The sequence below is a fragment of the Algoriphagus boritolerans DSM 17298 = JCM 18970 genome (assembly GCF_900108085.1).
Taxonomy (GTDB): Bacteria; Bacteroidota; Bacteroidia; order Cytophagales; family Cyclobacteriaceae; genus Algoriphagus; species Algoriphagus boritolerans.
This window is the reverse complement of sequence record NZ_FNVR01000011.1, coordinates 78,537-91,613: the sequence shown is the minus strand read 5'-3', so window position 1 is coordinate 91,613 and position 13,077 is coordinate 78,537. Positions and strand designations below refer to the sequence as shown.

Sequence of the window (13,077 nt, the reverse complement as noted above, 5' to 3'; positions counted from 1 at the left end):
TTCTCAAATTCATTTCGTATTTCCAAAAAACATGAATTATTTGAGAAAGTCGCCCTTCCAATCCACTTCCATTTCAAAGAAACTCAGTAACTCATCCAAAAGAACAGAGACTTCTCTTCGGTTCAAGTTCTTTTCCATGGAGAAATCAATCCCCAAACCTCTACTGTTCAAAGCGGTTAGAAGGTCTTCTTCATTTAATTCATGCTTGATCACTTGCAAAAAGATCAAAAGTCGTGCTGCTGTCAAATACTCTCCCGATGCTCCCCAAAACTCTTTTAATGCAGGATACAAAGGTCGAAGACCAGCTACCACTTCGAATTCTGTTGCCAGTCTTTCCGGATAAAACCAAGTCTGATTAGCCCAGAGGTAAGGAACGCCCTCTCCTTTGAAGATGCCGGCTGCCCCGGCTTTTTGCATGGCCTGAAAGTGAGGGTCCCCGGGATTCATATCCAAAAAAGGCATGATGTAAGCCTTTTGGTCCAGGAGCAACTGTTGAACTCTGCGGATTGAAACTTCAGCCAGCGGTTTCTGATCTTCCAACGCCGCCGTTGCCAACACTCCGGCGGCATGACCAATTCCCAATACCACAGGCTGGAGTCTCGAGGCGCCATTTACGATATTGGACACAGAAATGCTCTTCTCAGCTAAAATTAATGCGGGATGATTTACAGGAATCAAGGCTCCTAGAGGAACATTGTAAGAAGGCACACGAATCTTGATAAAATCAATCGCCGGAGCCTTAGGATTCTTTTTGTGATGGTGATCAATCGTATAATCGCCAACTGCGATTCCAGTCCGGTACAGCGGACTAGGTGCTGAATATGGTGTCCTTACATAGGGTAAAGTAAAATCAACCAAGCCTCGGAATCTCCTGGATTCCCGATGGTAAGGAATCATCGGTAATTTATCAACGGTAGGATATTCTTTTTCCGCCAATCCTAAATGCCTAAACCCGAGGTCATGCTGAATGTAATAGACGAATCTAAGGGTAGTTTGCTTGGCCTTTTCAATTTCAACAAGCCGTTTCTCGGGGCTCAATTCCACGAGATCCACATAGTGATCATTCCCGCAATTGGGCCAATTGATCATGAATTTGCCATTGGGAAGCTTTCCATAATCCAACATTTTACCACAGTCAAGGGTTGGCGCATCATCCGTGGTAGGGTCAGCATGCGCACAGGCACAGGCAAACTCAGCAGGATCGTAATTGGCGGGTTTGGGAATAGTCTTGTCAGCACCTTCCCCGTAGTCCTGCAAAGTGGCCACGAATGTCAGATCCTGAATAATGTTGTTGGCAGTTTCGGGAGCAAACTCCTCCCCGATTTCATCACGGGCATCCATTCCGAGTCGGTAAGGCAATTCTTGAGCCGCAGCTACATCTCCAAGCTCAGTGGCATCAATGAGAAGCGGAGCGTAGATAGTTTCTTCCTTTCCATTTTTGGAAAAAGTCACTCTCCAAACGCCGTTTTCATAGCTTGCGTTTTTCCAGTCACTTTCGTAGGAAATCGTCAAATTCTTGACCTCTGAAGCCATTTTCTTAAGGATTTCATTTCCTACTTTGGGTTCAAAAAGTGTATTGCTCACCCAACCTGTCGCAAGCTTTTCAGGCCCACCGTAGTATGCTTCAAGTTCGGCTTTGAATTCACCCCATATCCCTGATGGCAGTCGATGGTTCCCATCAATAGCCGATACACCTGCAGCCGTAAGCATCCCACCCAGCCAGGGGGAAGACTCGATGATCAGCGTTTTTGTGCCCAATCTACCGGCTGCAATTCCGGCAGCAGTTCCACTCGCTCCGCCTCCTACGATAATCAAATCATAGGATTGCTGTGAAAAAGCTGGAGATTGACAGAGAATGAGACAAAAGATTAAAAGAAAGTACTTCATAACTACGACGTTTTAACTTTCGAAATAAATGGAAAGCAGGCGCCTATCAGGGCTGATTTATCTTCCAATTCTGAAATTTTGATTTCAAGTGGATAATCCAATTTGCTCAGATAAGCTTGAGTGTAGGGTAAAAAATGAATACCGGCTCGGGCTATTTTACCACCTAAAACCACACCCTGACAGTGCAATCGAATCATATATTGCGCTAAAAATTCACCGAGTGAATAGCCAAATTCTGAGAAGATTTCATTTGAGATGGCGGGATCAAAATCAGGCGCTAACAAGTCTTTGACTCCGTCGATAGTTAAACCGAATTGTTCCAAGGTAAATTTCCGAAACCATGCTGTTCCCAAATAATCTTCCGCAATCCCATCCCGAAATGGAGCTGTCCAAAGTTTCCCATCTTTGACTTTATCGTGTATTTTGATGGCAGATCCCAACCCAGTACCCAAGGTTAATCCCAGTGCATTGGTAAAACCACGACTCGCACCGGCAAAACTTTCTCCAATCAAGAAAGCTTCCGCATCATTGGTGAAAAAGATGTTTTCCGGCTTGATGTTCAAGCTTTCGGCAAGTAGTTGTTTGACCGATAAATCATAGAGAGCCTTCATCTTTCCTTGATCCTTGATCAAAGAAATCCCATTCACATAATCGTAGGGCCCCGGCATAGCGATTCCCAGCTCAACTTCCGTATGGTTTCCAATTGCCAGACGAATCAAAGAAGACCATGCTGAAATGATTTCCGGCGCCCTACCCGACGTATCAACATCCGCTTCATGAAATGCTAAGATTTTTACTTCATGGTCTTCTAATCCAATTTGAGCCGCTGAAATATGAGAACCACCAATGTCTACTCCGATCCACGCCATACCTATTCTTTGGCTCCGACCGGGTTCAATGCCTCGTGCAGGGCATCTAAAAGGGCTCCGGTATTATCCTCAGACATTTCCCAAAACATGGCACCGGCAAGTCCATTCTCTTTAACAAATTTCATTTTTAGCCCAATAGATTCAGCATCTTCATAGGTGATATAGGTGGAATCTTTCAAGGAAAAAAGGTAAGGAGCACCAGCTTTTACATCCCAAAATCGAGAATAAGCGGAATTTTTAGAAAGTGCGAAAACCTGTTGATACGGAATACCCATCTCAAATTTGCCAGACTGAAAAAGTCCATTATCCTGGGGATTAACGCTCTTCCACATCCGACCGTAAAAAGGAACTCCCAAGACCAGTTTGGAGGCAGGCACACCAAACTCGATGTGTTCTTCCACGGTGGTTTGCGCTGATCGTCCTTTGGCACCACTTGGGTAAAGATTGGCATGGTGCCCCGTCACCGAATCACCCGCCGTATAAAAATCATAAGCCATGATATTAACAAAGTCCAAGTACTTCTGGGCTTCTTTGAGATCATTTAATTCAAGGTATTTCCGAAATCCCCCGGAGGCGATCGTGCTGAGATAATGCTTATCGTCGACAGAACTCAAAGAATCCAGTGCTTCGCGAAAGCTTTTGAGCATCGCTACAAAGTTTTCTTTGTCCTCAGGTCTGACGACATTATTATCGCCCTGAAGTGCGGGATATTCCCAGTCAAAATCCAACCCGTCCAGCTTATACTTTTGTAAAAAAGCAATTCCAGAGTCGGTCAACTTTTTACGTCTTTCCGCTGTCAAAACAGCATCTGAAAACCCCTTCGAATGAGTCCAACCCCCGATGGAAACCAAAATTTTAAGGTCAGGATTTCTTTTTTTCAGCTCCTGAAGCTTTAAAAAATTTACACTGTCTTTTTCAGATTTTCCCTCCATGTGAGTCACCACTCCATCTGCTACATTGGCAAAAGCATAATTGATATGGGTTAATTTCTCGGCAGGTATATTTTTCGGATTTATAGTCTTCCAGCCCGCCACATAGCCTATGATATGATAGGATGTAGGATCTGTTTCTTCTACCTGCGTTTTTTCGGAACAGGAGAAAAAGACCAATAAACTTGCAATCAGCCAGTATTTCATAAGTGTGTTTTTTTTTGTAAAAATAAAAAAACAGCCGTCCTGACCGAAATCAAAACGGCTGTCTAGAGCCTAAATTAAGGAATTCTTAATTTCCTCCATCCCACCACATCTTGGTAATCCAATCATCGCCCCCCATACGTGCAACAGCACTATTCAATGCGTCCGTATTTAATGATGTTTCACCATTTGGGAAAGGTTGTCTTCTTGGAATTTGTCCAGATGAGAAATTACTTGGGAAATTCACAGGGGTGAGTTCTGGATATCCAGAACGCTTCCAATTGTTCCATGCTTCAACGAAATTAGCAAATAAAGATGTAGTTGCCCAAATTTGTTCATTGATCATTTTCATTGATGCATTCATTGAACTCAAATTGAGCGGATTGGCATTCAAATAAGCCGTAGCCTCCTCAGGAGAAACTGTTTGTCCACCAAATTTACCCATAGAAGTGAATGCACCCATCACGCCGTTTTTGTAGAAATCAGAAGGTGATCCAGTAGTCCAACCTCTTAAGGCAGCCTCAGCGAGAAGTAATTGAACTTCTGCATAGGTCAAAGCAAAAACGGGGGCATTTCGATTTCTATAGATTCCAGATGGTCTTGAATAAGCACCGATTGGAGCCAAATCGTCCCCGGTACCAGTTCCTCCCGGAAAATCGGGATGTTTAGAAATATCAAATTGTCCACCTCTAAGATCAAAGCCATTGGGAAGGCCAATTTGTACTGCAGGATCACTATTTCCAGGAGCTCCAGTTCGATTAGCAGCTAGCCCTGGATTTGGCACTTCCGCTACTATTCTTAGTCTTGGGTCGTTGGTGGATTTTAGATAATCAATCATGACTTTTGACCATCTTACTTCATAAATATCATCAGGAACATTGAGTGCATTTGCACTTGCGTTTGAATAACCATTAGCTTCATCACCTGGAACCAGAGCATCATCAGCAGGAGATGAAAACACGCCACCTGCTACTGCCTTTTGAACCCATGCCTGGGCGGCAGAAGGATCCTTTTTGGAAAGGCGCATTGCCATTTTCAACATCAACGAATAGCCGAACTTTTTCCACTTAGTGATATCACCCCGATAGATTACGTCATTTCTGATCTGATCTCCGGACGTATTCAATATATTGAGAGATGCCTCAAGCTCGGCAAGCATACTTAAATATGCTTGTGCTTGATTATCATACGCCGGCTGGGTTATTCCTTCATCAGCCTTCAGAGCCTCAGAATATGGGACATCTCCATAAACGTCTGAAATAAAAGAAACCGTAAGAACCTTGAAAATTCCTCCTACTGCAGCCAGGTTAGCCATTTCCTTCGTCTGAGCAAGCTTTTGCATTTGCTGAATGCGAGAAGCAGTGGAGTAACCAGAATTCCAGACGCCCGCGATATAGGAATTGGTACTTCCTGAGATCACATACTTATCAGCGTTGGAATAATAATTGGCACCACCAGTGGAAGTAGAAGCCAAGGCCTGAATCCACATACTTTGGAACAAAATTGCCCCAGTGTATCCAGACATCATGTTACCATAGCTACTCGAAGCAGTAGGAAGAATCAAATTTGGGTCAAATACAGAAGCTCCAGCCCTATTAGGATCAGTATTAAGTTCTTCAAAATGTGAGTCACAAGAAGTTACCCAAAAGAAGCTCAGTAATAAAATTACACCGATATGTTTTTTCATGATTAATTCAATTTAAAGTTTAAGTTGAATCCAATAGACCGAGTACTTGGCAAACTTGTGCCTTCAATCCCTAAATAGTTGATATTGGAGCCAAAAGTAGCCTCAGGGTCAATATTCTCAGCCTTACGCATTAAAATGGCAAGGTTTCTGGCAACAATAGAAGCTGTGAGTCCCTTTAACACTGGAACTGAATTGAACAATTCACTTGGAAAGGTATAGCCTAAGGTCAATTGACGAAGCTTGACAAAATCACCATCAACTATACTTGTACGGGTAACATTCTGAACCAGTCCTTGGTAGTAGTTTTCAGCATTAGCAGTGATCTCATTAGTAGTCACACCGCCTTCTCTACCCTCGAGGGTATTTTGGTGTAAGCCTCTGAAATGAGAATAGAACTCAGTTGCAGACAATACTTTGTTTCCAAAATTGTAATCAATCAAGAAAGAGAAGGAAAGTCTCTTAAAGTTGAATTCATTATTCCACCCTCCATAAATCGTAGGAAGTACTGAACCCCAGTTTTTAAGTTCTCCTCTTTCGGGAATACCAGCACTATTCACTACTACATTGCCATTCGCATCATATCGATAATCATATGCGCGAATCTGAGGACCAGGTAGGCCTACCACGTAGGCAGTAACAGCATTTCCCAAGGTTGCTCTATTTTGTCCCAAATTGATAGGATTATTATTTGGATCAGTGCTTAGAACCTCGTTTTTCACATTGGTGAAATTAAGCGAAGATTTCCAAGAGAAATTAGCTGTCTGAATAGGGACGCCGGTAATCAAAACCTCAATCCCTGTGTTGCGAGTTGAACCCGTAGCTACCACGCCTGAACCAAATCCTGAAGAAATTGAATAATTCGCATTCATAATCTCATTATTGGTCGTCTTGGTAAAATAAGCAACATCAAATGAGAGTCTGGTTTTGAAGAAACTAAGGTCAAATCCCAATTCTATTTCATCTGTGGTGAATGGTTTCAACGATAGGTTAGGAAGTCCAAGTGGTGAAGAACCTGCAGGGACTCCTGCATAAGCATTTGCAGAACTGTAATAAAACTGAGTCTGATATGCTCCAAAGGGCTCACCGCTCGTTACTGCATATGCCGCTCTAAACTTACCAAAATCCAAAGCAGAAATATTAAGGAAACGATCAAACAGGAATGCACCTGTAACTGATGGGGAGAATATACTATTATTGTTAGTAGGCAAGGTGCTATACACGTCGTAACGACCTGTGGTAGTCAATGTCAAGAAATCTTTATATCCAAGTCCTATTGAGTAAAATCCTGACTGAACTTCTCTTTCTTGAAATCCATAAGATCTACCGAAATTCACCAAATTAAACGGAGAGTATAATTCAGGAATTACGAATCTTGACCCATTTACTCCAACTGTTTCAAATCGATTTTTCCTTAAAGTACCTCCAATCAATCCATCGATTTCTATGTCATCGTTTAACTTCAAGTCTGCTCCAAAAAGGGCATCTACGTTTAACTCTGATCGATTGGATAATCCTCTACCACCAAGACCTCCCTGTAAGTTTGCTGAATAGGCTAGACCGGTTGGATCCACAGAATAAAAGTCATCATTGGAAGTGTCATTACCTACGCGTAGCATCGCATATACTTTAGGAGTAAAGGCATATTTTGCAGAAAGCGCTGAAATGGTACGCTTTCTTCCCAAGTCATTTATACCCTTGTTAGTAATGAAATATGGGTTAGTCACGAAAATATCATCACTAAAAACAATTTCGCTTCTATCCGGATTAAATCCGGGTGCAAAAATGCTTGGGCGGATGTTCGGAGCCAAAAACAAAAAGTTATTTGGATTTTTTGGACCATCACTGAGCGAAGGAATATTAGTAGACTGCTGGTCCACATAATTAATCATCGCCGTTACACTTAATTTATCCGTAATATTTTGATCGACGTTTAGATTGATATTCAATCGATCTACTCCGCTATTGGGTACAATCGATTTGGAATTCAAATTGGAAATGGACATACGGAATGCCCCGTCTTTACCTAACCCTTTGGATACAGCTACAGTATTGGTAATGTTAGATCCAGTTCGGTAGAAGTCAATGTACCGTTCGCTAGCAGGAGCATATGGGTATTGATTGCCATCAAATCCAATTACATTACCTCCCATGCGCTCACCCCATGCAAATCGGCCCGTTGTCCGAGCATCAGTTGCAGTTTGAGGACGAAGTCCGCCAGTACCTTGACCATATTGATCTTGGAAATTTGTGAAATCCACAGCCTGCTCACCCATTACGTTTAGATTGTAGGTAAGTGTCCAATCTCCTCCTTTTTGCGCTCCTTTGGTGGTGATCAAAATCACCCCGTTTGAAGCTCTTGAACCATAAAGCGCAGAAGCAGCCTGACCTTTCAATACTGTCATGGATTCGATATCATCAGGGCTTAGGTTTCCGATACCATCTCCATTATCACTTCCTCCCCACTGACCTGCGGATCCTCGCTGCGTGTTATCCATAGGTACACCATTGATTACAAATAGCGGTGAGCCTGTTCCTGATATACTTGGCAATCCTCGAAGAACAATATTTGACGAACCTCCCGGACCTCCATTCGTGCCTTTTACCACCAAGCCCGCCACTTGTCCAGCAAGAGAATTTGCAACGTTGGTTTCTCTTGCTTTGTCCATCACATCGCTACTTACTGTAGAGATAGAATAACCAAGCTTCTCTTTTTCTTTAGTTAGACCGAGGGCGACTACTACCACTTCCGAAAGATCGCTTGCCGACTCGTCCAACACCACATTCAACTCGGTCCGATTCCCGACAGTAAACTCCTGACTGGTAAAACCGATGAATGAGAAAACTAACACGGACTGCTCCGTTACCGGGATCGAGTACATCCCATCCACATCCGTGGTGGTACCCGTCTGATTACTTTTGTCCAGAATCGTAACTCCTGGCATAGCAAGACCATCTGACGACGCAGTGACCTTACCTTTCAATACTCTCTGTTGGCTCTGTGCTGTGGCGGATATGCCTAGAAGTAAAGCCAAAGAGAAAGCAATTGATAGAAACTTTCTCATAAGTGGGAATAAAGGGTTAGAAATAATTGGATTGGATTATCCGGACTTCCGGATGCTTTTTTGGAAAGAGAATCGTGTAGATTTTTTACCATAAAATTTCGATTTAGAAACAAAGACAGCTGAAAACGACTAGCAAATGGAAATAAACAATCGATAAAAACTAATTGAATCTACCATCCCTAGTCTATTCGATATAAAGCTAGAAAAATCAAAATTCTTTCAAAAAGAATTATAAATTTTTTTTGATCAAAGAATAATTATTTTATTAAATTTTTTAGAAAAGTTGAATTTTAGATAGCCTATTTTTTGGTATAGTTTTTAAACTTCCATTACATTTCACAAAACACGATTGGAAAAAGACAAAAAAACTCCCTCGAACTGATAAACTTCATCAAAATTTCTTTAAGAATTTGACAAGAAGTCCAATCAAACATTCTGTTTCGCCTATTTTTAGAAGCCAAAACCATTCAAATATTCTGGAAACCATTAAAACTAATTTTCAGCGGCAAGTAATAAAAAAAACCGCCCAAACAGAGCGGTTTTCTATCAACTAAATTAATTCTTTGAATTACCGGATAAATAACATTTCCCGGTATTTTACCAAAGGCCAGCTTTCGTCATCCACCAACAGTTCAAGCTTATCGACCGCATAGCGGATTTTGTCGAAATAGGCTTCTTTGACCTCCTTCTGATACCCCTTTGCCCGCTTGGACACATTTTCTTCTTTATTGAGACGCTTTCTGGCCTCCACCATGTCAGTCACATTAGATTTCACTGACTCGATGTGCTTAGAGACTTCTTTGATGGTCTCTACGGCAGCAGAATGATCCAAACCAAGCCCTTTTAGACCATTCGCATTTTCGATCAGTTTATTTTGATACAGAATGGCAGTTGGAATGATGTGATTCAACGCAAGATCTCCCATTACGCGGCTTTCGATCTGTACTTTCTTAATAAAGTCTTCGAGCATGATCTCATGACGGGCATGAACTTCAACATGATTCAAAACATTATGTCGCTCAAACAGCTCTTTTGTAGCTTTCTTCTCGTACACATCCAATGCCTCCGGAGTTGATTTCAAATTGGAAAGGCCCCTCTTCTCGGCTTCTTTTGTCCATCCTTCAGAGTAGCCGTCGCCTTCAAATCTTACTTTTTTCGAATCCTTGATGTATTTTCTGAGGACGTTGACAATTGCGATTTTCTTCTCCTTGCCGGCATTCATTTCCTTCTCGATATCTTTTAGCATTTGCTTTAAGACATCTGCCACGATCACGTTCAACGTGGTCATCGGACCTCCAACATTAGCCTGAGAACCCACTGCCCGGAATTCAAACTTATTTCCGGTGAAGGCAAAAGGAGATGTTCTGTTTCTGTCAGTATTGTCAAGGATGATTTCAGGAATCTTGGAGATACCCAATTTCATATACATGTTATCCCCTTTCTCAATTTTGACATTTCCGTTTTTCTCCAACTCATCCAACAGTTCAGAAAGTGTCGCTCCCAAGAATACAGAGATGATCGCAGGAGGAGCCTCGTTAGCGCCCAATCGGAAGTCGTTGCCTGCTGAAGCGATGCTCGCACGTAGCAAATCTGCATAATCATGCACCGCCTTTACTGTAGCCACCAGGAAGGTTAGAAACTGAAGATTCTCTCTCGCCGAATTGCTTGGCTGGAAAAGATTGATTCCGGTATCAGTGATCAAAGACCAGTTGTTGTGCTTTCCGGATCCATTGACGCCAGCGAAAGGTTTCTCATGGAAAAGGACTTTCAATGAATGCTTCTCGGCTACTTTATCCATCACATCCATCAGAAGTTGGTTGTGATCTGTTGCTTTGTTGATTTCTTCAAAAATCGGTGCAACTTCAAACTGGCCTGGAGCCACCTCATTGTGACGGGTCATCACGGGAATGCCCAATTTCAGTGCTTCGATTTCAAACTCCATCATGAAGTCTTTCACCCGAGTAGGAATAGATCCAAAATAGTGATCCTCCAACTGCTGCCCTCTGGCCGGTATGTGACCAAATACTGATCTTCCAGCCATCACCAAGTCAGGACGTGCTGCGAAAAGCGCCTTATCAATCACAAAATACTCCTGCTCCACACCCAAGGATGGGGTAACCTTGCGCACGTTTCTGTCAAAAAGCTGACAAACTGCTACAGAAGCCTCATTGATTGCTTCCATAGACTTGAGAAGCGGAGTTTTGTAATCCAATGCCTCGCCTGTGTAAGACACAAAGATGGTAGGGATACAAAGCGTCTTCTCCAAAATGAAAATCGGTGAAGAGGGGTCCCATGCCGTGTAACCACGTGCCTCAAATGTCGAACGGATACCGCCATTTGGAAAAGAGGACGCATCAGGTTCTTGCTGAACCAGTGCTGATCCTTTGAATTTCTCCATTCCGGCATACATATCAAAGAAGGAATCATGCTTCTCGGCGGTAGAACCTGTCAAAGGCTGGAACCAGTGCGTATAATGTGTCACACCTTTGGACATAGCCCAGGTTTTGACAGCAGAGGCGATTTCTTCCGCAGTCGCAGGATCGATTTTAGAACCTTTGTCTATGGCTTCCATTACCTTTTTGAATACGGAAGGAGCCAGAGACTGCTTCATTTGGCTGGTACCAAAAACATTGGTTCCGAAGAAGTCTGAAATTTTGGAAGCGGGCGGGATTACAGCGACGCGCTGTCTTGCCTGCACCATTGCCAAGGCTTGTTGTCTGAGTGTTGCCATTTCTACAATATGTGGTTTAAGATTATGACCACAAAAATAGAAAAATAGTAACGTGAAAAAGCTTTTGCCTAATTTTTAGAGTCATTTTCTGAAAAATTTCCACTTTTTTCAATAAAACATGGTGTTTTAAGAGCCAAATACTCAAAAAAAGTGTGTTTTGTCCTCGAAAATTGGAGAATTGAAAAAAGATCGGGAATAGTTACCTTTGCTGCTGATCAATAAAATGGAATAAAGTGAAAAAAGTCGCCTTTTATACCTTGGGTTGTAAGCTCAACTTCTCCGAAACGTCTACTATCGGCCGTCAATTCGAAGATAAAGGTTACCTAAAAGTCGATTTTCAGGAAAATCCCGACATTTTTATCATCAACACTTGCTCTGTTACCGAAAATGCAGACAAAAAGTGTAAAAAGATCGTCAGGGAGGCAAAAAAGATATCACCGGACTCCTATGTGGCCATAATTGGTTGCTATGCCCAGTTGAAACCAACCGAAATTTCGGAAATTGAGGGAGTAGACGCCGTATTGGGAGCGGCTGAGAAATTCCGCCTGATTGAGCTGCTCGATGATTTCGCGAAAGTCCAGGAGACCAAAGTGCTGGCATCTGAAATCACGGAAGCGACTACATTTAACAATGCCTTTTCCATCAATGACCGTACCCGAACCTTTCTCAAAGTTCAGGACGGCTGCAACTATGGCTGCGCTTTTTGCACCATTCCTTTGGCCAGGGGAAAAAGCCGAAGCAACACCATTGAGTCCGTATTGGCTTCTGCACGAGAAATCGCGGCCACAAACGTGAAGGAAATTGTCCTTACCGGAGTGAATATCGGAGACTTTGGAATAGTGGAAGGAAAACGAAATGAACGCTTTGCAGACTTAGTCTACGCCTTGGATGAAGTACATGGCATCGATCGATTCCGCATCTCCTCGATTGAGCCCAACCTTTTGACCAATGAGATCATCGAATTCGCTTCTCAATCCAAGCGGTTTGTACCCCATTTTCATATTCCACTTCAATCAGGATCAAATACCATCCTGCGAAAAATGGGAAGGCGCTACCTTCGGGAACTGTATATGGATCGGGTCAGCAAAATCAAAACCCTGATGCCACAGGCCTGTATCGGCGTAGATGTGATAGTGGGTTTCCCAGGTGAGACAGATGAGCTTTTCCTCGAAACCTACAACTTCCTCAACCAACTGGATATTTCCTACCTCCACGTCTTCACTTATTCCGAGCGGGCTAATACCCGGGCTGTGGAAATGGAGGGAGTCGTCCCAATGAAAAAAAGAAACGAGCGATCCAAAATGCTTCGAATCCTTTCCGAAAAGAAGCGCAGGAAGTTTTATGAAGAAAATCTGGGTAAGACCTTTACCGTACTTTTTGAAGAAGATGTAGAAGAGGGCAAGATTCACGGCTTTACCGAAAACTACATCCGAGTCGCTGCCAAATACGATCCGATGCTGGTCAATGAACTCAAATTGGTGACGCTCGATCAAATCAATGAAGCAGGAAATGTGGAGGTAAGAGAGCCGGAGATGGTGTATGAAAAACATTAGTCTCAGCAATAATAAGATCACCCCTTCGGGGCTCTTTTTGCTCGGTATCTAATTTACCCACAGCTCCTTGCAGTCACTGGGGGTCATGATGAGTAGCGATCCTTCGGATCTTTTGCCTAGCCAAAGCCGACAGCTACCACCTAAGTTTCTTTTAA

At 42.8% G+C, this 13,077-nt stretch carries 7 protein-coding genes; 1 reads left to right on the top strand and 6 read right to left on the bottom strand.

Annotated features, from left to right (window positions below; all coding sequences use genetic code 11):
- Nucleotides 1–36: 36 nt before the first annotated feature.
- The 6 genes from C4S61_RS11475 to C4S61_RS11450 form a co-directional block, all read right to left on the bottom strand.
- Complete coding sequence (locus C4S61_RS11475) at nt 37–1,887, bottom strand: FAD-dependent oxidoreductase (protein WP_103924941.1); 1,851 nt, start codon at nt 1,885–1,887, stop codon at nt 37–39.
- A 2-nt stretch (nt 1,888–1,889) separates the two neighbouring features.
- Nucleotides 1,890–2,756 (bottom strand): ROK family protein, encoded by an 867-nt coding sequence (locus C4S61_RS11470; protein ID WP_103924940.1) that lies wholly within the window; start codon nt 2,754–2,756, stop codon nt 1,890–1,892.
- A gap of 2 nt (nt 2,757–2,758) precedes the next feature.
- The gene (locus C4S61_RS11465; protein WP_103924939.1) at nt 2,759–3,892 is read right to left on the bottom strand and encodes a glycoside hydrolase family 18 protein; all 1,134 of its coding nucleotides are present in this window, start codon (nt 3,890–3,892) and stop codon (nt 2,759–2,761) included.
- 85 nt (nt 3,893–3,977) lie between these two features.
- Nucleotides 3,978–5,576, bottom strand: coding sequence for a SusD/RagB family nutrient-binding outer membrane lipoprotein (locus C4S61_RS11460; protein ID WP_200820571.1), 1,599 nt, complete (start codon nt 5,574–5,576; stop codon nt 3,978–3,980).
- Nucleotides 5,577–5,578: 2 nt separating this feature from the next.
- Nucleotides 5,579–8,638, bottom strand: coding sequence for a SusC/RagA family TonB-linked outer membrane protein (locus C4S61_RS11455; protein WP_103924937.1), 3,060 nt, complete (start codon nt 8,636–8,638; stop codon nt 5,579–5,581).
- A 568-nt stretch (nt 8,639–9,206) separates the two neighbouring features.
- Entirely contained in the window at nt 9,207–11,369 is a 2,163-nt protein-coding gene (locus C4S61_RS11450; protein ID WP_103924936.1) for a glutamine synthetase III family protein, read from the bottom strand.
- Nucleotides 11,370–11,602: 233 nt separating this feature from the next.
- Here C4S61_RS11450 and mtaB point away from each other — a divergent pair, with 233 nt between their 5' ends.
- A complete protein-coding gene (mtaB, locus tag C4S61_RS11445) occupies nt 11,603–12,922 on the top strand; it encodes a tRNA (N(6)-L-threonylcarbamoyladenosine(37)-C(2))-methylthiotransferase MtaB (protein ID WP_103924935.1) in 1,320 nt (439 codons plus the stop codon).
- Nucleotides 12,923–13,077 lie beyond the last annotated feature (155 nt).